This is a genomic window from Glutamicibacter sp. AGC46, assembly GCF_053543715.1.
The window spans coordinates 267,119-288,369 of record NZ_JBLVOJ010000011.1; the positions used below are offsets into that span (position 1 = coordinate 267,119).

Genomic DNA, 21,251 nt, shown 5'->3' on the forward strand with positions numbered 1-21,251 from the left:
AACTAGTATTTGCCATGAAGCGGATCCGCTGGCAAGCCGGCAGCGGCCATCCGCGGATTCAGGTGCTTTTCATCTGGCGGTCCCATGGCGTTCAGCTGGGGTCGTTAGCGTAGTCACTACCCAAACCGTCTCGATGGCGGCGGGGGCCAAGAGTGGCCTGGTCGGTGAGATAGCTTACTGTACATGGTGGCTCGGTGGATTAATGCTAGACTGAGATCAATTGTTTTATGTGTGGCAAAATGGACTCCGTCCGGGTTGCGGGTAGGTTGCGCAACGAATGCCACACTTTCGCACGCCTAGGGACTTTTGATTCTGAGTGCGCGGTAAAGCAAGCAGCTAGCTACATTGCGAAGCGCTAAAACTTTTCTAGGCTTAGGCGTTTTCGTCGTGTTGCCGAAGAACTTAGACAATGGAAGGACACGAAAGTGCCTACTATTCAGCAGCTGGTCCGCAAGGGCCGCTCGCCTAAGGTCGTCAAGACCAAGGCCCCTGCCCTTAAGGGCAACCCAATGCGCCGTGGCGTGTGCACCCGTGTGTACACCACCACCCCGAAGAAGCCAAACTCGGCTCTGCGTAAGGTCGCACGTGTGCGCCTTGCCGGTGGCGTCGAAGTGACCGCTTACATTCCAGGTGTCGGACACAACCTGCAGGAACACTCCATCGTGCTCGTTCGCGGTGGTCGTGTAAAGGACCTTCCAGGTGTTCGCTACAAGATTGTTCGTGGTGCTCTGGATACCCAGGGTGTGAAGGATCGTAAGCAGGCTCGTTCCCGCTACGGTGCAAAGAAGGATGGTAAGTAATGCCTCGTAAGGGTCCGGCGCCAAAGCGCCCACTAGTTTCTGATCCAGTCTTCGAATCCCCATTGGTCACCCAGCTGATCAACAAGGTTCTCGTAGACGGCAAGAAGTCCACTGCAGAGCGCATTGTTTACGGTGCACTCGAAGGTGCCGCAGCAAAGTCCGGCGCCGACGCTGTTTCGACCCTCAAGAAGGCTATGGACAACATCCGTCCAGCCCTCGAGGTTCGTTCCCGCCGTGTCGGTGGCGCTACCTACCAGGTTCCTGTTGAGGTCAAGCCAGGCCGTGCAACCGCACTGGCTCTGCGCTGGCTGGTTGGCTACTCGAAGGCTCGCCGCGAGAAGACCATGATCGAGCGTTTGATGAACGAGATCCTGGACGCGTCGAACGGTCTGGGTGCCGCTGTGAAGCGTCGCGAAGACACTCACAAGATGGCCGAGTCCAACAAGGCCTTCGCACACTACCGCTGGTAAGAACCGCTCGGAAAAGCTGGGCATCAACCGATGCCCAGCAATTCCGGCCTCACCTTATAGGGAGACAACGTGGCACAGGACGTGCTTACTGACCTTAACAAGGTCCGCAATATCGGCATCATGGCTCACATCGATGCCGGTAAGACCACTACTACTGAGCGCATCCTTTTCTACACGGGTGTGAACCACAAGCTCGGTGAAACCCACGACGGTGCTTCGACCACCGACTGGATGGAGCAGGAAAAGGAACGCGGTATCACCATTACCTCCGCGGCCGTCACCTGCTTCTGGAATAAGAACCAGATCAACATCATCGATACCCCGGGCCACGTTGACTTCACCGTTGAGGTGGAGCGCTCGCTGCGCGTGCTCGATGGCGCCGTTGCCGTCTTCGATGGCAAGGAAGGCGTTGAGCCTCAGTCCGAGACCGTTTGGCGCCAGGCTGACAAGTACGATGTTCCACGTATCTGCTTCGTCAACAAGATGGACAAGCTGGGTGCTGACTTCTACTTCACCGTGGACACCATCATCAAGCGCTTGGGTGCCAAGCCGCTGGTAATGCAGCTGCCAATCGGCTCCGAGTCGGAGTTCACCGGCGTTGTGGATCTGCTGACCATGAAGGCTTTCGTATGGGAAGGCGATTCCAAGGGCGACGTCACCATGGGCGCTGCTTACGAAATCCAGGAAATCCCAGCAGACCTGCAGGAAAAGGCTGAAGAGTACCGCGCCAAGCTGGTTGAAGATGTCGCTGAGGCATCCGAAGAGCTCATGGAGAAGTACCTCGAAGGCGAAGAAGTTTCGATCGAGGAACTGAAGGCTGGCATCCGCAAGCTGACCGTGAACTCGGAAGCTTACCCAGTATTCTGTGGTTCGGCCTTCAAGAACCGCGGCGTGCAGCCAATGCTCGACGCTGTCATCGACTTCCTGCCATCCCCACTCGACGTGGGCGCAATGGTTGGTCACGATCCAAAGAACGAAGAAATCGAGCTCACTCGCGAGCCTTCCGAGGATGCACCATTCTCGGCATTGGCATTCAAGATTGCTGCTCACCCATTCTTCGGCCAGTTGAACTTCATCCGCGTCTACTCGGGCAGGGTTGAGGCCGGCGCACAGCTGCTGAACTCCACCAAGCAGAAGAAGGAACGCGTTGGCAAGCTCTTCCAGATGCACTCCAACAAGGAGCAGCCGGTAGACGAGATCCACGCGGGTCACATCTACGCTGTGATCGGCCTGAAGGACACCACCACCGGTGACACCCTGTGCGATCCGCAGAACCCAATCGTTCTTGAGTCGATGAGCTTCCCGGATCCAGTGATCTTCGTGGCCATCGAACCAAAGACCAAGGGTGACCAGGAAAAGCTGTCGACCGCTATCCAGAAGCTGTCCGCAGAAGATCCAACCTTCACCGTCTCCCTGAACGAAGACACCGGCCAGACCGAAATCGGCGGCATGGGCGAGCTTCACCTGGACATCCTCGTTGACCGCATGAAGCGCGAATTCCGCGTTGAAGCCAACGTTGGCAAGCCACAGGTTGCATACCGCGAAACCATCAAGAAGGCTGTGGAGAAGGTTGACTTCACCCACAAGAAGCAGACCGGTGGTTCGGGCCAGTTCGCAAAGGTCCAGGTCTCGTTCGAGCCTCTGGAAGTTGTCGACGGCGTCACCTACGAGTTCAAGAACGCCGTAACCGGTGGTCGTGTTCCTCGCGAATACATCCCTTCCATTGACGCTGGTATCCAGGACGCAATGCAGTACGGTATCCTCGCAGGCTACCCACTGGTTGGCGTCAAGGCTACCCTCATCGATGGTGCTTACCACGATGTCGACTCCTCGGAAATGGCCTTCAAGATCGCTGGTTCCCAGGTATTCAAGGAAGGTGCACGCCGCGCTAACCCTGTTCTGCTTGAACCACTGATGAGCGTTGAAGTCCGTACCCCAGAAGAGTACATGGGCGATGTCATCGGTGACTTGAACTCCCGCCGTGGTTCCATCCAGGAGATGTCCGACGCTGCTGGCGTCAAGGTCATCCGCGCTGGTGTGCCACTGTCCGAGATGTTCGGTTACATTGGTGACCTGCGTTCCAAGACCCAGGGTCGCGCAGTTTACTCGATGACCTTCGACAGCTACTCTGAGGTCCCGAAGGCAGTTGCCGACGAGATCATCCAGAAGTCCCGCGGCGAGTAATCGTCTCGGTATAAAAACCTGGCCGTGACCCCCTTAGCGGGGAAGTGGCCGATCGCGGGCCGGTTCCGTTGAAAAACGGAGCCGGCACCGCAAACGGCCAACGAGGGATTTGCATCACAATGCAGGCCCCGCAGAGGACCGGAATTTCCTAAATTATCCAAGCCCCCAGTAGACTATTTCTAGTTCGTTTGCGAACCGCGCAGACGAAGAATGTCTTCTGTAAATGTTTCTAGGAGGAACTTGTGGCAAAGGCAAAGTTCGAGCGCAACAAGCCGCACGTCAACATTGGTACCATCGGTCACGTTGACCACGGTAAGACCACTCTGACCGCGGCAATCTCCAAGGTTCTGGCTGACAAGTACCCAGACCTGAACGAACAGCGCGACTTCGCTAACATCGACTCGGCACCGGAAGAGCGCCAGCGCGGTATTACCATCAACATCTCGCACATCGAGTACCAGACCGAGAAGCGCCACTACGCACACGTAGACGCTCCAGGTCACGCTGACTATGTCAAGAACATGATCACCGGTGCTGCTCAGATGGACGGCGCAATCCTCGTTGTTGCCGCTACCGATGGCCCGATGGCTCAGACCCGCGAGCACGTTCTGCTGGCCCGCCAGGTTGGTGTTCCAACCCTGATGGTTGCACTGAACAAGTCGGACATGGTTGATGACGAAGAGCTGCTCGAGCTCGTGGAGATGGAAGTTCGCGAACTTCTGTCCTCGCAGGGCTTCGATGGCGATGACGCTCCAGTGATCCGCGTTTCGGGCCTGAAGGCTCTGGAAGGCGACGCAAAGTGGGTTGCAGCTATCGAGGAACTGATGGATGCAGCTGACAGCTTCATTCCAGACCCAGTTCGCGACCGCGACAAGCCATTCCTGATGCCAATTGAAGACGTCTTCACCATCACCGGCCGCGGTACCGTTGTTACCGGTCGCGCCGAGCGTGGCACCCTGGCTATCAACTCGGAAGTTGAGATTGTTGGCATCCGCCCAATCCAGAAGACTACCGTTACCGGTATCGAGATGTTCCACAAGCAGCTCGACGAAGCATGGGCTGGCGAGAACTGTGGTCTGCTGCTTCGCGGTCTGAAGCGCGACGATGTTGAGCGTGGCCAGGTTATCGTAGCCCCAGGCTCGATCACCCCACACACCAACTTCGAAGCTAACGTCTACATCCTGTCGAAGGACGAAGGCGGACGTCACAACCCGTTCTACTCGAACTACCGTCCGCAGTTCTACTTCCGCACCACCGACGTAACCGGCGTTATCACCCTCCCAGAGGGCACCGAAATGGTTATGCCTGGCGACAACACCGAAATGTCGGTTGAGCTGATCCAGCCAATCGCCATGGAAGAGGGCCTCGGCTTCGCAATTCGCGAAGGCGGCCGCACCGTTGGTTCGGGCAAGGTGACCACCATCACCAAGTAGTCTCTACTTGATGAGGTAGTTCCCTAGTGAACTGAAAAGAATCCCCCAGCACTTTTGTGCTGGGGGATTTTTCGTTAAATACGAGCCCCAGCTAGTGAATATATCTAGAAGGTGGTCTAATTGGAGGGCGCGACAATTCGCTAAGTGGGGGAGTGGCATCAATGATGGGCTGGATCATCGTTTCTATCATCTTGGTCCTGTTGGCTTTCGGCCTCGGCCGGCGCCAGGGGAGTCGGGATAAATCGCAAAGGCAGCAGCAGCTTGATGCGCTGGGCGAAGCGTGGCAGCAAGGCTACGACGAGGCAGTGAAGTACCTGGGGCAACCCGGGCCGCCGGGTGCCGCGGCCCCGGCTGCTGCCCAAGCGCCGGGGGTCCCCGCACAGCCGCTTGAACCGCAGCCTGCAAGCCGCAACGATGCGGCGCCGGCCGCATCGATGGCGCCGTCCAGCCAGCCATACCTCCAGCCACCGGCGGCCGGTGCTGCCCCCGCGTACCGCGCGCCGCTCCCCACTGCCACCCTCCAGCGCGCTGCACCGGCTAAGCCAATCAAGGTGCTCACCAAACGCGAGCGCGAACTGCGCAACATCAACATCACGCTGTACGTCGCGGCCCTGATGATCGTTGCCGCTGGCGCGCTCTTCCTGAGCTTCGCGCTCCCGCCGCTGTCAAAGCTCATCGCCTTATTCCTGCTGTCAGCCGCTTTCTACGGCGGCGGCCTGGTCACCTTCGCAGTGAAACCATCCTTGCGTCCGGCAGGAGCGGCCTTTGCCGGCACCGGGCTGGCTTTATTGCCGCTGTGCGCCATCGCTACCTACAGCACGGTGAATATATCCGGCCCGGCGACCTGGCTGGTTTTCTCAGCCATCGGCACATTAGCCGTGGGCTACGCAACACTGACGTTCAAGTCCCGTGTTCTGGCGTGGGTAGCCGTGCTGATTCTGGTCAGCACCGCCATGGCCGGCGCGGCCGCGATGCAGCGTGGCGTCCTGGACTACATGCTGATCCTGCTGGTGCTCTCTATTGCGCTGATGCTCTTGGCGGTACGCAGCGAAAGGATCCGCCACTCAATCTTCTTCCGGGCCCTGCACGGCACCGCGCAGCTGCTGCCTGCGTTTGTTTTTGCGCTGTCGGTGATCCTCTTGGAGATGCTCGCCAGCCGGGATCTGTTCTGGATCTTCGCGTTGCTCACCGCCCAGTTGCTGCTCAGCGTCAGGCTGTTGCCCAACCTGCGGCTGCTGCGCGCCTACGCCGCCCGCGCTGCTTTCATGGCGATGCTCGTGGCCGGCTGCAGCTACCTCGGTTTCTCCGCAACGAGCAGCTGGCTGGTGCTCGCCTTCGCCTTCGGGCTCCAAGCGGTAGCGGTATTGCTCTGCTCCACCGGCTACCAGCAGAGGCTGGGATTGGCGCGCAGGCACCTGCAAGGTGAACGTGCGGTGCTGTGGTGCTTAGCGGTCGCTTCGGTGATCGGCGCGTTTCTCTCCGCGCAGGGCTTCGAGGCCTTCGTGCTCTGCTACATCGCGGTTCCCATCTTCATGGCGCTGGGCATTCCCGGCTTGCTGCGCAGCGCCAAGCTGGAAGTTGGAGTCATCGCGGTTCTTCCCCTGGTGGCGCTGGTCGATATGCAGAACCACAGTTGGCGCCCGCTGGTGGTATTCGCCCTGGCTCTGCTCGGGCTTTCGCTGGCTCAGCGCAACGCCCGGAACCTGCGCAGGGAAATGACGCTCCATGCGCGCTGGGTCCTTACCCTGGTTGGCGCAGGCGTGCTCGGTGCTGCGCTTGATGAGCTCACGGCTGGGGACTACGGAAATCCTGACGGCTCAGCCCCGTTGATTGCGGTGCTCTTCGTGCTGTTCATCTTGTGGGCGGCGAATCTGGCGAGCCGTGCCGTGCTGGATTCCGGCATGGTGCAGGGGCACCGGCTGGGACGTGTGGGCGCTTCGGGTTTACTTGGCGTGGTGCTGCTCTTCAGCCTGCGCCTGCTGTCAACCGCTGGCGACTATTCCTACGCCAGCGAAAGCACCGTGGTGTTCCTGGGCATCGGCGGGCTGGCGTGGTTCATCACTGGCCTTGTGCTCGCAGTTGGCCTGGTCATTGCCTCGGGTCGACGGCTTCGCGATATTCCTGCACAGCGCCCCGCGCTGGAACAGCCGATCAACGTCGTTGCGGCCTGCCTGCTGATTGGGCTTTATGCGCTCAGCTTCGGCAAGGAGATCTGGCCGCTGGCAATCCTCATCGGGGCGGCAACCTTGGGCTATTTCATCTGGAGCCTGCGCCGCAGCACCAATACGCGGTGGAAGATCCTCTATGCAGCGTTGGCCCAAGTGCTCTTCAGCTCCATGGTGTGGTGGATTGCCTACAGCATGGAATTCGACATCCACGGCCGGTTCTGCCTGCTGCTGGTTTCGATAGCCGTCCCGCAGCTGCTCCGCTTGCTGGCCAGCATCCGCGACGGCAAAGCGCTGGGCAGGGAATTGCACTGGATGGCGGTGGGACTGCTGGCTGGCATTCCACTGGCGACGCTGGCCTACGGGCAGTTCGCGGGCGGCATGGATCGGGGAGCGGTCCTCTTGGCCTGCTTGTTCTTCGGGCTGCACGGGCTGACCGCGTTCAAGGCCGAGACCAGCTTGACGGCGGCCAAGCGCCAGCTCTATCTATTTGCCCCGATCCTGGCACTGATCCTGCTGATCAGCATTCCTGCACTGGCCATGGAAGATGCGACCGGATGGGTCCGCTCTACGTGGTGGAGTTCCCAGGTTGCTTGCGCCATGCTGCTGGCCCTGAGCCTGGCCGCACTCGTGCTTGAATGGCGGTTGCGCGCCAACAAGTCGTACTCGATAGCCCTGGGCCTGGCCATCTTCCTTCCGGCGGCGTGGGCCGCCGCATGGCAGGCGGGGTCGTGGTGGGCAGTGGGTGCGCACCTGCTGCTGGCCCTCGGCTTCATCCTGCTGGTGCACACGCGCAAGAGCGCCTGGTACGCGGCCGGTGCCGCCATCATGCTGTGCGTCGCTATCCTGCGTGCAGTCTTCGAGGTGCGGCAAGCCGGTGGGGCAGTGGTGCTAGCACCGATGGATGCCGCATGGGCGCTGGTTGGCGCGGGCCTCGCGCTGTACCTGCTGGCAATCTTCCATGGGCGAATGAAGGACCCCATTCCCGGCTATCCGGAATTCGGCTACCTCCATGCCGATCCGCCCGGCAGCGCCTCGCGCTTGTATTTCGCGGCAATGCTCCTGGCCCTCTTGCTGGCCGGTGGCATCGCCCATCTGGATGGCGGAGCGATTTGGCAGGTGGCCGGCGGAGCGCTGCTGGTCTTCGGCGTTGCGGTGCTGGTGCGGCTCTTTGAACTTCCGCGGCGGCTGGTGCCCTACGCGGTGGACGTCTTCATCCTCCTGGGCGCGGTGCTGGCGCTGGGCAGCTATGCCCAGATCCTTGGCACACCACGGGCCAGCAACTTGGCGGCCTACGCCTGCATTGTTGCAGTAGTGCTGGTCGCGTGGCGCAATATCAGGGCCAACGCGCGATTGGAGAGGGCATACCTGCTGGCCGCCTCAGTGGCCGGCAGCCTGGCCTTGCTCGCCGCACTGGTCCAATCCAATGGTGTTGCGCAGGCGATCGGCCTGGTCTTCTTCGGTGGATTGGTGGCCTGGGGCTTGAAGCTGGGGGAGCGGTTGTTCATTTGGTGGGGTGCGGCGGCTATCACCTTGTCCGTCTTGTGGTTCCTGCGCGATTTGGCATTCCTCTGGCTGGTGGTCATTGGCTTGGGGCTGATTGCGGCCGCGGTCTTCAAGCTGGTGAAGGTCGACAAGCAGAATTCGCTGCCCGTGAGGCCGCAAAACCCTGTTGATCCACCGATCCCCGCGGGGCAGGAGCCGTCCGGGCAGGACGGGCCACGCGAGGTGTGAGGTCAAGATCACGGGCGCGGATAGGCATAAAAGATTTGCGCGATCGTTGCCGACCTGTCAGACTAGATAAGTTGCTTCAATGCAACCCGGTCCCCATTTATGGGGTAACCGGTCTGGTTTGAACGACCGGGATCGACTCTCACGCAGGATAATGCCTGGGGTTCGGGATCGATACGACTGCTTCAAACTATAAGGCCCTTCGATAAAGTGAAAACTTTGTGGGAGTGTTGTGACTGAAAATTTCACGACACGCCCGAGCGCGGGGGTCGGAGCCTCCTGCGGGTGAGGAACCCGGATCTGATCCGGATTCAGCCGCAGAGCAAGGCGTGCCGGTCTGCAAGGACCCGTATATAGGCACAGAAACTTTAGATAGTGCTAACAGAAAGAGGCATGACGCCATGGCGGGACAGAAAATCCGCATCCGGCTGAAGTCGTATGACCACGAGGTCATTGACGTTTCGGCCCGGAAGATCGTTGAGACGGTCACGCGCGCAGGCGCAACCGTAGTCGGCCCAGTGCCGCTGCCAACGGAGAAGAACGTGTACTGCGTTATCCGTTCGCCACACAAGTACAAGGACAGCCGTGAGCACTTCGAAATGCGCACGCACAAGCGTCTGATCGACATCGTTGATCCGACCCCGAAGGCTGTTGATTCGCTGATGCGTCTCGACCTGCCAGCGGATGTCAACATCGAAATCAAGCTTTAAGGGGAGGTGGCGAGAAAACTATGACCGCAACCCGTAATTTCAAGGGCCTGCTGGGCACGAAGCTCGGCATGACCCAGGTTTGGGATTCGAACAACAACCTGATCCCTGTCACCGTCGTGCAGGCTGATAGCAACGTTGTCACCAAGCTCATCAACGAAGAGCGCGATGGCTACACCGCAGTTCAGATCGGCTACGGCCAGATCGATCCTCGCAAGGTCACCAAGCCACTGGCTGGTCACTTCGAGGCTGCTGGCGTCACCCCACGTCGCCACTTGGTAGAACTGCGCACTGCAGACGCTGCCGAGTACACCGCAGGCCAGGAACTTTCCGTAGAGGTCTTCGAAGCCGGCCAGAAGGTCGACGTCGTAGGCACCTCGAAGGGTAAGGGCTTCGCCGGCGTTATGAAGCGTCACAACTTCCACGGTGTTGGCGCATCGCACGGTGCTCACAAGAACCACCGTAAGCCAGGTTCCATCGGCGGCGCATCGACCCCAGGTCGCGTTTTCCGTGGACAGAAGATGGCTGGTCGCATGGGTGCTGAGCGTGTTACCACTCAGAACCTGACCATTCACGCTATCGACGCTGAGAAGAACCTCCTGCTGATCAAGGGTGCCGTTCCAGGCGCCCGCGGCCGCGTCGTTCTCGTACGCAACGCCGTGAAGGGAGCATAAGTAAATGACTAAGGCACTTAACGTCGAACTGCCTGCAGAGATCTTCGACGTACAGACCAACGTCCCGCTGCTGCACCAGGTTGTCGTTGCACAGCTTGCTGCTGCCCGCCAGGGTACCCACAAGACCAAGGACCGCTCCGAGGTTTCGGGTGCAGGTCGCAAGCCGTTCAAGCAGAAGGGTACCGGCCGCGCCCGTCAGGGTTCGATCCGTGCTCCGCACATGACCGGCGGTGGCATTGTCCACGGTCCAACCCCACGTGATTACTCGCAGCGTACCCCGAAGAAGATGAAGGCTGCTGCACTGCGCGGCGCCCTGTCTGATCGCGCACGCTTCGATCGCGTTCACGTGATTGAGAACTTGGTTGCTGGCGAAACGCCTTCGACCAAGGATGCTCTGGCTACCTTGCGTTCGCTCACCGAGCGCAAGAACCTGCTTGTCGTCATCGATCGCGCCAACGATGTTGCAGCCCTTTCGGTTCGCAACCTCGTCAATGTGCACGTTCTGTACGTCGACCAGCTGAACACCTACGATGTTCTGGTTTCGGATGACGTAGTCTTCACCAAGGCTGCCTTCGATGCCCTGGTCCAGAAGGAGGAAGCCAAGTGAGCGCGTTCTCAAAGGCTCCACACGACGTGGTCATCGCACCTGTCGTATCGGAAAAGAGCTACGGTCTGATCGATCAAGGTCAGTACACCTTCGAGGTGGCACCAAGCTCCAACAAGTCGGAAATCAAGTACGCCGTTGAAGCGATCTTCAACGTCAAGGTTGACTCCGTAAACACCATCAACCGAGCTGGTAAGCGCAAGCGCACCCGCTTCGGGTGGGGATCGCGCAAGAGCACCAAGCGCGCCATCATCACCTTGAAGGACGGCTCGATTGACATCTTCGGCGGTCCGCTTTCCTAAGCGGAGACCACTTTAACGAGGAATATTAATAATGGGAATTCGTAAGTACAAGCCGACTACCCCGGGCCTTCGCGGCTCGTCGGTAGCCGACTTCGCAGAAATCACCCGATCGACTCCGGAAAAGTCGTTGGTTCGTCCCCTGACCAAGTCAGGCGGCCGTAACAACACCGGTAAGATCACCACCCGTCACAAGGGTGGCGGACACAAGCGCGCCTACCGTGTTATCGACTTCCGTCGTCACGACAAGGACGGCGTTCCGGCAAAGGTCGCTCACATCGAGTACGACCCGAACCGTACCGCTCGTATCGCACTGCTCCACTACGTGGACGGCACCAAGCGCTACATCATCGCACCGAACAACCTCAAGCAGGGTGACCCAATTGAGGCCGGCGCAAGCGCCGACATCAAGCCAGGCAACAACCTGCCACTGCGTAACATCCCGGTTGGTACCGTGATTCACGCTGTTGAGCTTCGCCCAGGCGGCGGCGCTAAGATGGCTCGTTCCGCTGGTGCATCGATCCAGCTGGTAGCCCGTGAGGGCCGCTACGCCCAGCTGCGTTTGCCTTCGGGTGAAATCCGCAACGTTGATGTGCGCTGCCGCGCAACCATCGGCGAAGTTGGCAACGCTGAGCAGATCAACATCAACTGGGGCAAGGCCGGCCGTATGCGCTGGAAGGGCGTACGCCCAACCGTTCGCGGTGTTGTCATGAACCCAGTTGACCACCCACATGGTGGCGGTGAGGGCAAGACCTCCGGTGGTCGTCACCCGGTCAACCCTAACGGTAAGCGTGAGGGACGCACCCGTCGTCCAAACAAGGAAAGCGACAAGCTCATTGTGCGTCGCCGCAAGACCGGCAAGAACAAGCGATAGGAGCCTGGAAACATGCCACGCAGCCTGAAGAAAGGCCCCTTCGTCGATCAGCACCTGTTCCTAAAGGTCGTTGCTGAAAACGATAAGGGCACCAAGAACGTCATCAAGACGTGGTCCCGCCGTTCGATGATCATCCCGGACATGCTGGGACACACCATCGCCGTACACGACGGTCGCAAGCACATTCCTGTGTTCGTAACCGAATCGATGGTTGGACACAAGCTCGGAGAGTTTGCCCCAACCCGTACGTTCCGTGGCCACGTGAAGGACGACAAGAAGGGCAAGCGCCGCTAGGCCCCGCAAGGGTACTAGTATCGCTTAGCACTTCTTCGATAGACGAGAGAAGGATAGCAATGGAAGCCAAGGCAATTGCGCGTCACATCCGCGTAACGCCTATGAAGGCCCGGCGCGTCGTCAACCTTGTTCGTGGTCTGCAGACCAACGAAGCACTGGCCATCTTGAAGTTTGCCCCACAGGCAGCTTCGGAGCCGGTATACAAGGTTGTCGCATCGGCAGTGGCTAACGCCCGTGCCGCCGCGGACCGCGCAGGTGAAGCATTCAATGAGGACGAGCTGTTTATCAGCGAAGCGTTTGTTGACGAAGGTCCGACCATGAAGCGGTTCCAGCCGCGTGCACAGGGTCGCGCATTCCAGATCAAGAAGCGCACCAGCCACGTGACTGTGGTTGTTTCAACCACGCAGAAGGGTGGGGAGAACTAAATGGGACAGAAGATTAACCCGAACGGTTTCCGTCTCGGCATCACCACCGATCACGTTTCCCACTGGTTCGCTGATTCCAGCAAGCCAGGCCAGCGTTACGCTGACTACGTGAAGGAAGATGTCCAGATCCGCGCCCTGCTGTCTAACGGCATGGATCGCGCTGGCATCGCCCGCGTCGAGATCGAGCGTACCCGTGACCGCGTACGTGTGGATATCCACACTGCACGTCCAGGTATCGTCATTGGTCGTCGCGGTGCAGAAGCTGACCGTATTCGTGGCGAGCTGGAAAAGCTCACCAAGAAGCAGGTTCAGCTGAACATCCTCGAGGTCAAGAACCCTGACATGGAGGCCATGCTGGTCGCCCAGGGCATCGCCGAGCAGCTTGCTTCCCGCGTGGCTTTCCGCCGTGCGATGAAGAAGGCAATGCAGTCGGCAATGCGCGCTGGTGCCAAGGGCATCCGCGTTCAGTGCTCCGGTCGACTTGGCGGCGCAGAAATGTCCCGCAAGGAGTTCTACCGCGAAGGCCGTGTGCCACTGCACACCCTGCGCGCGAACATCGACTTCGGCAAGTTCGAAGCCAAGACCACCTTCGGCCGTATCGGCGTGAAGGTCTGGATCTACAAGGGTGACGTAACCGCCAAGGAACTGGCTGCACAGCAAGCTGCTGCTCCAGCTCGTGGCGGCCGCGGTGGCGGCAACGACCGTCCACGTGGCGGCGAACGCCGTCGTCGTAACGATCGCAAGGGCGCTGCAGCTCCGGCTGCGGAAGGAGGACAGGCTTAAATGCTTATCCCACGTCGTGTGAAGTTCCGCAAGCAGCACCACCCAAAGCGTTCGGGTGCTGCCAAGGGCGGTACCACCGTTGCTTTCGGTGAGTACGGCATCCAGGCGTTGACCCCGGCTTACGTGACTAACCGTCAGATCGAAGCCGCTCGTATCGCCATGACCCGTTACATCAAGCGTGGCGGTAAGGTCTGGATCAACATCTACCCAGACCGTCCGCTTACCAAGAAGCCTGCCGAAACCCGCATGGGTTCCGGTAAGGGTTCGCCGGAGTGGTGGGTCGCCAACGTAAAGCCAGGACGAGTCATGTTTGAACTCGGTGGCGTCAGTGAAGAGGTAGCTAAAGAGGCATTGCGTCTTGCAATCCACAAGCTGCCAATGAAGGCACGCATCGTGCGTCGTGAAGGTGGTGAATAGGGATGTCTATCGGCTCGAAAGACCTTAGCATTGAGTCCCTGGACGGCTTCGATACCGCTCGTTTGAACGAGGAATTGAAGAAGGCCAAGGCAGAACTGTTCAACCTGCGTTTCCAGTCGGCTACCGGCCAGCTGGATTCCCACGGGAACCTGAAGACCATCAAGCGCGATATTGCACGCATTTACACTGTGCTGCGCGAGCGCGAGCTGGGCATTCGTCAGGATGTCGTTGTTCCGGTTGAAGAAACCAAGAAGGATTCCAAGTAATGAGCGAGAAGGAGAACGGTGTGGATAACGCTACCGAGCGTAACGACCGCAAGACCCTCCGTGGTTACGTGGTATCTGACAAGATGCAGAAGACCATCGTCGTAGACGTTGAGGACCGTGTTAAGCACGCCCTTTACGGCAAGGTCATGCGTCGCAACAAGAACGTGAAGGCTCACGACGAGAACAACGACGCCGGCATCGGCGACTTGGTTGTCATCGCTGAGACCCGCCCGCTGTCTGCTGACAAGCGCTGGCGTCTCGTTGAGATCGTGGAGAAGGCTAAGTAAGCTTTCGCTCCGATTTCACGGATCTCGTGATTGGAGAATGCCCCGAACACTTCGCAAGAAGAGTTCGGGGCATTTCTGTCTTAAAAAGCAGTGAATAAAATGCCACACTGGACTATGGAACAGATCAGGAAACTGCGTCCCGCTGGCCTTGTCAACTCTCCAGCTTTCAGCCACGTAGCCATCGTCCCGCCGGGTGCCACGACTATCTATGTTGGCGGGCAGAACGCCGTAGACGGCACAGGGCAGCTGATCGGAGCCGGGGATGCCGCAACGCAGGCGACCAAGGCACTGGGAAACTCCAAGCTCGCACTGGCGGCGGCCAGCGCGGGATTCCAGGATGTAGTGCAGTGGAACGTGCTGCTGGTGGAAGGAACCGACGTCAACAGCGTCTATGGAGCCATAGGTGAACAGTTGGCAGCCACTGAACCACCCCTGGTGTCTGCAGCCTTCGTCGCGAAGCTCGGTGTGCCAGGTGCGCTGGTTGAAATCAGTGCCGTGGCGGCAGTACTGCCAGACTAGGCTCTGCCCTTTCGATAGGTAACAGGGGAGTAGCCCAAGACTTTGCGGAAGTCTGCCGCTAGATGGGCTTGATCCGCATACCCCATTTCCGCTGCGATGCCAGCGATAGAAACTGCAGTGTCTGCGCGCAGCCGATGAGCAGCCTCTTGCAAACGGTACCGCCGAATCACCGCCAGCGGAGCCAGTCCCAAATACCTTTCCGAAATCCGTTGCAGACTGCGTGTACTGAGCGACAAGCGATGGGCCAGTTGGGAGACCCTTACGATTCCGCGCTCCGCTGCGACGGTGTCGAGCAGCTTATTAGCTTGGAGGCCAGAACTTGTGGCTGCTGGAAGGTGAGCGGTGAGCCACGAATCGAAGAGCTCGGCACAGGCCGAACCGGAGTTCCCGTGGCCTGGTTGAGTCTTCATCCTTGTTATCGAGGCCAGCAGCCCAGGTGCGCTGAACTGGATTTCCTGGTCCAGCAACTCTGCGGGGGACACATTGAGAGCCTGCGCAGCCGCTGGGCGCAACAAGGCGGAGACTGCCCAACTGCTCCCGGACAGGTCGCGGTGCGAAGCGCCGCTGGCCGGGCCGGATAGCGTAATGCCTTCTGGCTCAATGACCAGATTCATTTGCGGAAAGGGCAGGAGTTGTTGCCGTGAGGTACGTCCGGGCGCGATGTTCCAATCCACCAGCCAAAACCAGGAGACCAATTCCTGCAGTCCTGGACCGGGGGAGAATCGCTCGATTGCCGATAGCCGGGCAGGATAGAGAACGCCTCGCGGATCCGGTGCTGATTCCATGGCCTCTACCACCCGTGCGGGTTGTCGCATATCTACAAGAACCAGCGTGCCACACAGGCTTAGCCTAGGGACATGGAAAATCAAGATGAAGTCACGCAAGGTGTGACGGGAATGCATACAACTGCCGGTGTCCCTCATGGATTCACCAGTCTGACGCCATTCTTGACTGTGCCCAACACAAGGGCAGCGCTGGGATTCTATGAAGAAGTATTCGGTGCGACAGTGGTAGATTCCACCGAAATGGGAGGCGTTGTCGTGCATGCAGAAATTGCATTCGGCAATGGCCGTTTGCAGATCGGGGAACCTTCGCCGGCCTACGGACTAGTCAGCCCGCCAGCTGCGCCGAATGCCTGCTATTCCTTGGGTTTCTACTGCGAAAACGCAGATGAGGTGGTGGCCAGGGCCGAGGCTGCCGGTTCCAGTATCCGAGAACCACTGGGCAACTTCGTCTCGGGTGACCGCTTCGCTTCGATTCTGGATCCCTTCGGTGTGCGCTGGTCCATCATGTCCAGGGTGGAAGACCTGTCGCTGGAAGAGAGCGCCCAGCGCGTCGCGCAGTGGGCCTCGCAGCAGTGATGAAGAAGCCAAGGGCAGTCGCAATCGCATCGAGCCGCTATCGTACCTAGGCGGAAGTGTCCTTGCCGGAATTGTCGTCTGCTTCGAATAGGCTCGGATGATGATGACGATGACGCGTGCCCGAAAACCATCCCTGGGATGGCCTATGGGTACGCTTCTTGTTGCTTCCCTAGCTATTGGCATTCTCCCGTATCTGGGTTTCCCCGGTGCAGGATTGATTCCCAAGGTTCAGGCATTCCAACCATATCTGTTGCTCTTCCCGGCAGTGGTTCTGGTTATCGGGCTACTGCGCAAGCAATGGCTCATCAGCGGGTTCGTGCTGGTGTTCCTGCTCTGCGGTGCACTGCCCAACGTGCAATGGAGCTCTCCCGCTGGCCAGACCGGAAACGGCAGCTCCGAGCTGGTTCTCCTATCGTTCAATGCCTTGAAGGCAGGAGCGAACCCGGCGCAGCTAGCTGAACTGATCAGGGACACGGATCCGCAGATTCTCGTCCTTGTTGAAACCAGCGAACCAATGCACCAGCAGCTCGCAGCGCTGGACGCGCTGGATGGATTTGGCTATCGGAGCCAAGAGGCACCCGCCGGGGGAGAACGGGATACCGTGATTTTCTCAAAGTACCCATTGCAGGAACGCTCCACCGATCTGGATTCAGCGGACACCGGTTGGTACTCCTTGCCGGTTGCCGATGTGCAGGCACCCGGTGGGGTCGTGCGAGTGGCCGGCATCCATGTCTATCCGCCGGTTGGCGATGCGCAACGATGGAGCCAGGGCTTGGAAGCAGTCATCGACTGGTCGAATCAGCAGCGAGATCATCCCGTTATCCTTGCTGGCGACTTCAACTCCGTTCGCTCCCATCCAGGATTCCGTGCCCTGGGGGACGGGTATGCGCAGGCTGATGGAGTCTGGCCCCGCGCGACCTGGCCAGCCGGCGGAAGCTTCCCGCCATTGATCGGCATTGACCATATCGTGGCGAAGGGCCTGTCCATCACGGGCTCTTCTTCTCACATCATCGACGGCTCGGATCATCTTGCGGTGAGCGCCACGGTCGAATTCCGTCGCTGAGCAATGATTCCTGCCGGTGACGGCCGGATGCTGGAGCTGCCCAGGGCTGACCGAAAAATAATTTCACTTTTGGCGATTCAGCCGCTTTTCATCCACGGCGGCGCATGGGCGACCTCGAATGGCACCCTGATGCCGCCGCAAGCGACCAGTTGCCCAACTGGATGGCAGCACCAAAACCCCGAAATTCAGCGAATCTGCGGTGTCCAAGGTGTGACGAACGACGCTCGCTTTTCTCTTACCACACCATTTCGGATTCGCGCCACTCTAGGCTAGACTTAAGAATCTGTGCGCATCATGCCCGGGGACTATCCACCTTCGACATAATGCAGTGCGGTCCAAATCCGTTTGGCCGCGCAAGTGCAGCCTCGATATTTTACGCCTCGGCCCTGCCGGCATTTGGGATCAGCATTCGGTGCGCCCGCGCCAGTGGGGGTAAGCGATACGTATCGTGGAGACCATATCCGTTCCGCAAGGCTCATTCATGAGAACCAGCGAGACGACAGGAGTAAGAAGTGATTCAGCAGGAGTCGCGACTTAAGGTTGCCGATAACACTGGTGCTAAGGAAATCCTTACCATTCGTGTTCTTGGTGGCTCGAAGCGTCGCTACGCAAGCATTGGCGACACCATTGTCGCTACCGTCAAGGATGCAATTCCTGGCGGCAACGTAAAGAAGGGCGACGTCGTAAAGGCAGTCGTCGTTCGCACCAAGAAGGAAATCCGTCGTGCAGACGGTTCCTACATCAAGTTCGACGAGAACGCTGCAGTTATCCTCAAGGGTGACGCTGCCGATCCTCGTGGTACTCGTATTTTCGGCCCAGTGGGCCGCGAGCTTCGTGACAAGAAGTTCATGAAGATCGTTTCGCTGGCTCCGGAGGTGCTGTAACCATGGGCGCAAAGATCAAGAAGGGTGACCTGGTTCAGGTCATCGCTGGCAAGGAACGTGGCTTGCAGGGCAAGGTCCTGAAGGTCATTACCGAGTCCAACCGCGTGCTGGTCGAAGGCGTTAACCGCGTCACCAAGCACACCAAGGCAGGTCAGACCGAATCCGGTTCGACCACCGGCGGCATCGAGGTTGTTGAGGCTCCAGTGCACGTTTCCAACGTTGCAGTGGTTGACCCAGAGACCAAGAAGCCAACCCGCGTCGGCTTCCGCGAGGAAACCGTAGAAAAGAACGGCGTGTCCAAGACTGTACGCGTTCGTTACGCCAAGGCTTCCGGAAAGGATCTGTAATGACTGAAGCAGCCACCAAGATCCAGCCACGTCTGAAGGCTAAGTACGCAGCTGACATCCGCCCTGCCCTGCAGGAGCAGTTCAACTACGCCAACCCAATGCAGGTACCATCCCTGACCAAGGTTGTCGTGAACATGGGTGTTGGCGAAGCAGCCAAGGACTCGAAGCTCATTGAAGGCGCCGTACGCGACCTGACCGCAATTACCGGTCAGAAGCCAGTGGTTACCAAGGCCCGCAAGTCGATCGCACAGTTCAAGCTGCGCGAAGGCATGCCAATCGGTACCCACACCACCCTGCGTAACGATCGCATGTGGGAATTCGTCGACCGCCTGATCACCCTGGCACTGCCTCGTATCCGCGACTTCCGCGGCTTGAGCGACCGCCAGTTCGATGGCAATGGCAACTACACTTTCGGTCTGACCGAACAGTCGATGTTCCATGAAATCGATGTGGACAAGGTTGACCGCGTACGTGGTATGGACATCACTGTCGTTACCACCGCCAAGACTGATGACGAAGGCCGTGCCTTGCTTAAGGCTCTGGGCTTCCCATTCAAGACCAACAACTAATCTCACTACGTTACAGGTCCGCTAAGGAAACCGTAACGAGGAAGGGCTGAAGCCCACATGTCTATGACAGATCCAGTCGCAGATATGCTGACTCGTCTGCGCAACGCCAACTCGGCTTACCACGACACTGTGTCGATGCCGTCGAGCAAGCTGAAAGTGCGCATTGCTAACATCCTCAAGGAACAGGGCTACATCGCCTCGTTCGAGGAAGTTGCAGCAGAAGTCGGCAAGACTCTGACTATCACTTTGAAGTACGGCCCATCGCGCGAGCGTTCGATCGCTGGCGTACGCCGTATCTCCAAGCCAGGTCTTCGCGTTTACGCAAAGTCCACCAACCTGCCTCACGTGCTCGGTGGTCTTGGTATCGCTATCCTGTCCACCTCCTCCGGTCTGCTTACTGACCGTCAGGCTGCAAAGAAGGGCGTGGGTGGGGAAGTCCTCGCCTACGTCTGGTAACGGGAAAGGGGAAACATACAATGTCACGTATTGGACGTCTTCCGATTTCCGTACCTGCCAACGTTGAGTTGAACGTCGACGGCCAGCTGGTCGCCGTCAAGGGTCCTAAGGGTGAACTTTCGATCACCGTTAAGGCTCCAATCACCGTTGCCAAGGACGAGAACACTGTTACCGTCAGCCGCCCGAACGACTCCCGCGAGGCTCGTTCGCTGCACGGTCTGACCCGTACCTTGATCAGCAACATGATCACTGGTGTAACCGATGGTTACGAGAAGAAGCTCGAAATCCACGGTACCGGTTACCGCGTACAGGCTAAGGGTGCCGAGCTGGAGCTTGCTCTGGGCTACTCGCACCCAGTGAAGGTTGCTGCCGTTGAAGGCATCACCTTCTCGGTCGAGGGCAACAACAAGATCACCGTTGCCGGTATCGACAAGCAGCACGTCGGTGAAGTTGCCGCTAACATCCGCAAGCTGCGCAAGACCGAGCCTTACAAGGGCAAGGGCATTCGCTACGCTGGCGAGATCATCCGCCGCAAGGTCGGAAAGGCTGGTAAGTAATCATGGCTATCGGAATCAAGGGCAAGAGCAAGTCCGCTCAGCGCGGTCGTCGTCATCAGCGTTTGCGCAAGCACATCGTTGGTACCTCCGTTCGTCCACGCCTGGTTGTCAACCGCTCGGCTCGTCACATCTTCGTACAGATCGTAGACGACTCGCAGGGTATCACCCTGGCCAGCGCATCGACCATGGAAGCAGATCTTCGCGCAAGCGATGCCGACAAGACCGCAAAGTCCAAGCGCATTGGTGAGCTCGTTGCAGAGCGCGCCAAGGCTGCTGGCATCGAAGCAGTTGTCTTCGACCGCGGTGGCAACAAGTACCACGGTCGCGTGGCTGCTGTTGCTGACGGCGCACGTGAAGGTGGGCTGGCACTGTGAGCGAAGCAACTAACAAGAAGGAAACTCAGGTGTCTGAAGCTACTGAAGCAGTCGAGACTGCATCGGCTCCCGCTACCGAGAACGCAGGATCCCGTCGCGGCGAAGGCCGCGGTCGTGGTGAAGGCCGTGGACGTGGCGAAGGCCGCGGTCGTGGTCGTGACCAGAAGGATAGCCGCAACGAAGACAAGGACAAGTTCCTTGAGCGCGTTGTAGCTATCAACCGCGTCTCCAAGGTCGTCAAGGGTGGTCGTCGCTTCAGCTTCACCGCACTTGTGGTCGTTGGCGACGGCAACGGTATGGTCGGCGTTGGCTACGGTAAGGCCAAGGAAGTTCCTGCTGCTATCGCAAAGGGCGTAGAAGAGGCCAAGAAGTCCTTCTTCCGCGTTCCACGCGTTGGCACCACCATTCCACACCTGGTCAAGGGTGAGGCCGCCGCTGGCGTTGTCTTGCTCCGTCCAGCAGCTCCTGGTACCGGTGTTATCGCCGGTGGCCCAGTGCGCGCCGTGTTGGAGTGCGCAGGCATCCACGACATCCTGTCGAAGTCGATGGGTTCGCAGAACCAGATCAACATCGTTCAGGGCACCATTGCTGCACTGAAGGCTCTGGAAGAGCCTGAAGCTGTTGCAGCTCGCCGCGGTCTTCCGCTGGACGAGGTTGCACCAGCAGCAATGCTGCGTCACATCCAGGCCCAGAAGGCAGGTGCTTAAT

At 59.0% G+C, this 21,251-nt stretch carries 27 protein-coding genes; 26 read left to right on the forward strand and 1 reads right to left on the reverse strand.

Annotation, left to right across the window (positions count from 1 at the left end; all coding sequences use genetic code 11):
• The first annotated feature begins 425 nt into the window (after positions 1 to 425).
• From rpsL to ACNPM8_RS06460, 17 genes are all read left to right on the forward strand, one after another.
• Positions 426 to 800 (forward strand): 30S ribosomal protein S12, encoded by a 375-nt coding sequence (gene rpsL, locus ACNPM8_RS06380; RefSeq protein ID WP_013349694.1) that lies wholly within the window; start codon positions 426 to 428, stop codon positions 798 to 800.
• A complete protein-coding gene (gene rpsG, locus ACNPM8_RS06385; RefSeq protein ID WP_096256908.1) occupies positions 800 to 1,270 on the forward strand; it encodes a 30S ribosomal protein S7 in 471 nt (156 codons plus the stop codon). The genes rpsL and rpsG overlap by 1 nt, the downstream gene beginning before the upstream one ends.
• Positions 1,271 to 1,339: 69 nt before the next feature.
• On the forward strand, positions 1,340 to 3,454 hold the full coding sequence (gene fusA / locus ACNPM8_RS06390; protein ID WP_448939474.1) for an elongation factor G: 2,115 nt from the start codon (positions 1,340 to 1,342) through the stop codon (positions 3,452 to 3,454).
• 242 nt (positions 3,455 to 3,696) lie between these two features.
• The gene (gene tuf, locus ACNPM8_RS06395) at positions 3,697 to 4,887 is read left to right on the forward strand and encodes an elongation factor Tu (RefSeq protein ID WP_105657666.1); all 1,191 of its coding nucleotides are present in this window, start codon (positions 3,697 to 3,699) and stop codon (positions 4,885 to 4,887) included.
• A 152-nt stretch (positions 4,888 to 5,039) separates the two neighbouring features.
• Positions 5,040 to 8,786, forward strand: a complete 3,747-nt coding sequence (locus ACNPM8_RS06400) for a hypothetical protein (protein ID WP_448939475.1) — start codon at positions 5,040 to 5,042, stop codon at positions 8,784 to 8,786.
• A 398-nt stretch (positions 8,787 to 9,184) separates the two neighbouring features.
• Positions 9,185 to 9,493 carry a 30S ribosomal protein S10 gene (gene rpsJ, locus ACNPM8_RS06405; protein ID WP_013349689.1) on the forward strand — a complete coding sequence of 103 codons (309 nt, stop codon included), beginning with the start codon at positions 9,185 to 9,187 and terminating at the stop codon, positions 9,491 to 9,493.
• 20 nt (positions 9,494 to 9,513) lie between these two features.
• Entirely contained in the window at positions 9,514 to 10,164 is a 651-nt protein-coding gene (gene rplC / locus ACNPM8_RS06410) for a 50S ribosomal protein L3 (RefSeq protein ID WP_013349688.1), read from the forward strand.
• Positions 10,165 to 10,168: 4 nt separating this feature from the next.
• Positions 10,169 to 10,771: a 50S ribosomal protein L4 gene (gene rplD / locus ACNPM8_RS06415; protein ID WP_105657664.1), complete on the forward strand. Its 603-nt coding sequence runs from the start codon at positions 10,169 to 10,171 to the stop codon at positions 10,769 to 10,771.
• Positions 10,768 to 11,070 (forward strand): 50S ribosomal protein L23, encoded by a 303-nt coding sequence (rplW, locus tag ACNPM8_RS06420; protein ID WP_013349686.1) that lies wholly within the window; start codon positions 10,768 to 10,770, stop codon positions 11,068 to 11,070. Before rplD ends, rplW begins: the two co-directional genes overlap by 4 nt.
• A gap of 31 nt (positions 11,071 to 11,101) precedes the next feature.
• Positions 11,102 to 11,941 carry a 50S ribosomal protein L2 gene (gene rplB / locus ACNPM8_RS06425; RefSeq protein WP_105657663.1) on the forward strand — a complete coding sequence of 280 codons (840 nt, stop codon included), beginning with the start codon at positions 11,102 to 11,104 and terminating at the stop codon, positions 11,939 to 11,941.
• Between the two features lie 12 nt (positions 11,942 to 11,953).
• Positions 11,954 to 12,235, forward strand: coding sequence for a 30S ribosomal protein S19 (gene rpsS / locus ACNPM8_RS06430; RefSeq protein WP_013349684.1), 282 nt, complete (start codon positions 11,954 to 11,956; stop codon positions 12,233 to 12,235).
• Between the two features lie 59 nt (positions 12,236 to 12,294).
• Entirely contained in the window at positions 12,295 to 12,660 is a 366-nt protein-coding gene (gene rplV, locus ACNPM8_RS06435; protein ID WP_013349683.1) for a 50S ribosomal protein L22, read from the forward strand.
• Positions 12,661 to 13,443: a 30S ribosomal protein S3 gene (gene rpsC / locus ACNPM8_RS06440; RefSeq protein ID WP_013349682.1), complete on the forward strand. Its 783-nt coding sequence runs from the start codon at positions 12,661 to 12,663 to the stop codon at positions 13,441 to 13,443.
• Positions 13,444 to 13,860, forward strand: coding sequence for a 50S ribosomal protein L16 (gene rplP, locus ACNPM8_RS06445; RefSeq protein WP_105657662.1), 417 nt, complete (start codon positions 13,444 to 13,446; stop codon positions 13,858 to 13,860).
• Between the two features lie 2 nt (positions 13,861 to 13,862).
• On the forward strand, positions 13,863 to 14,126 hold the full coding sequence (rpmC, locus tag ACNPM8_RS06450) for a 50S ribosomal protein L29 (protein WP_105657661.1): 264 nt from the start codon (positions 13,863 to 13,865) through the stop codon (positions 14,124 to 14,126).
• Positions 14,126 to 14,413 (forward strand): 30S ribosomal protein S17, encoded by a 288-nt coding sequence (rpsQ, locus tag ACNPM8_RS06455; RefSeq protein ID WP_105657660.1) that lies wholly within the window; start codon positions 14,126 to 14,128, stop codon positions 14,411 to 14,413. Before rpmC ends, rpsQ begins: the two co-directional genes overlap by 1 nt.
• A 99-nt stretch (positions 14,414 to 14,512) precedes the next feature.
• Positions 14,513 to 14,932 (forward strand): RidA family protein, encoded by a 420-nt coding sequence (locus tag ACNPM8_RS06460; protein WP_402695896.1) that lies wholly within the window; start codon positions 14,513 to 14,515, stop codon positions 14,930 to 14,932.
• On the opposite strand, the gene ACNPM8_RS06465 is transcribed toward ACNPM8_RS06460, so the two are convergent.
• Positions 14,929 to 15,717 carry a helix-turn-helix domain-containing protein gene (locus tag ACNPM8_RS06465; RefSeq protein ID WP_133833626.1) on the reverse strand — a complete coding sequence of 263 codons (789 nt, stop codon included), beginning with the start codon at positions 15,715 to 15,717 and terminating at the stop codon, positions 14,929 to 14,931. The two genes, ACNPM8_RS06460 and ACNPM8_RS06465, sit on opposite strands and share 4 nt — an antisense overlap.
• Before the next feature lie 72 nt (positions 15,718 to 15,789).
• On the opposite strand from ACNPM8_RS06465, the gene ACNPM8_RS06470 reads away from it, so the two are divergent.
• The 9 genes from ACNPM8_RS06470 (at position 15,790) to rpsE (ending at position 21,250) form a co-directional block, all read left to right on the forward strand.
• Positions 15,790 to 16,293 carry a VOC family protein gene (locus tag ACNPM8_RS06470; RefSeq protein WP_133833627.1) on the forward strand — a complete coding sequence of 168 codons (504 nt, stop codon included), beginning with the start codon at positions 15,790 to 15,792 and terminating at the stop codon, positions 16,291 to 16,293.
• 145 nt (positions 16,294 to 16,438) lie between these two features.
• The gene (locus ACNPM8_RS06475; RefSeq protein WP_448939476.1) at positions 16,439 to 17,356 is read left to right on the forward strand and encodes an endonuclease/exonuclease/phosphatase family protein; all 918 of its coding nucleotides are present in this window, start codon (positions 16,439 to 16,441) and stop codon (positions 17,354 to 17,356) included.
• Positions 17,357 to 17,868: 512 nt separating this feature from the next.
• Complete coding sequence (gene rplN, locus ACNPM8_RS06480; RefSeq protein ID WP_013349674.1) at positions 17,869 to 18,240, forward strand: 50S ribosomal protein L14; 372 nt, start codon at positions 17,869 to 17,871, stop codon at positions 18,238 to 18,240.
• 2 nt (positions 18,241 to 18,242) lie between these two features.
• Complete coding sequence (rplX, locus tag ACNPM8_RS06485) at positions 18,243 to 18,587, forward strand: 50S ribosomal protein L24 (protein WP_013349673.1); 345 nt, start codon at positions 18,243 to 18,245, stop codon at positions 18,585 to 18,587.
• Positions 18,587 to 19,156: a 50S ribosomal protein L5 gene (rplE, locus tag ACNPM8_RS06490; protein WP_038992189.1), complete on the forward strand. Its 570-nt coding sequence runs from the start codon at positions 18,587 to 18,589 to the stop codon at positions 19,154 to 19,156. Before rplX ends, rplE begins: the two co-directional genes overlap by 1 nt.
• Positions 19,157 to 19,213: 57 nt before the next feature.
• Positions 19,214 to 19,612, forward strand: a complete 399-nt coding sequence (rpsH, locus tag ACNPM8_RS06495; RefSeq protein ID WP_013349671.1) for a 30S ribosomal protein S8 — start codon at positions 19,214 to 19,216, stop codon at positions 19,610 to 19,612.
• A gap of 20 nt (positions 19,613 to 19,632) precedes the next feature.
• Positions 19,633 to 20,169, forward strand: coding sequence for a 50S ribosomal protein L6 (rplF, locus tag ACNPM8_RS06500; RefSeq protein ID WP_105657655.1), 537 nt, complete (start codon positions 19,633 to 19,635; stop codon positions 20,167 to 20,169).
• Between the two features lie 2 nt (positions 20,170 to 20,171).
• Complete coding sequence (gene rplR, locus ACNPM8_RS06505) at positions 20,172 to 20,543, forward strand: 50S ribosomal protein L18 (RefSeq protein ID WP_105657654.1); 372 nt, start codon at positions 20,172 to 20,174, stop codon at positions 20,541 to 20,543.
• A 29-nt stretch (positions 20,544 to 20,572) separates the two neighbouring features.
• Positions 20,573 to 21,250 (forward strand): 30S ribosomal protein S5, encoded by a 678-nt coding sequence (rpsE, locus tag ACNPM8_RS06510; RefSeq protein WP_181148849.1) that lies wholly within the window; start codon positions 20,573 to 20,575, stop codon positions 21,248 to 21,250.
• Position 21,251 lies beyond the last annotated feature (1 nt).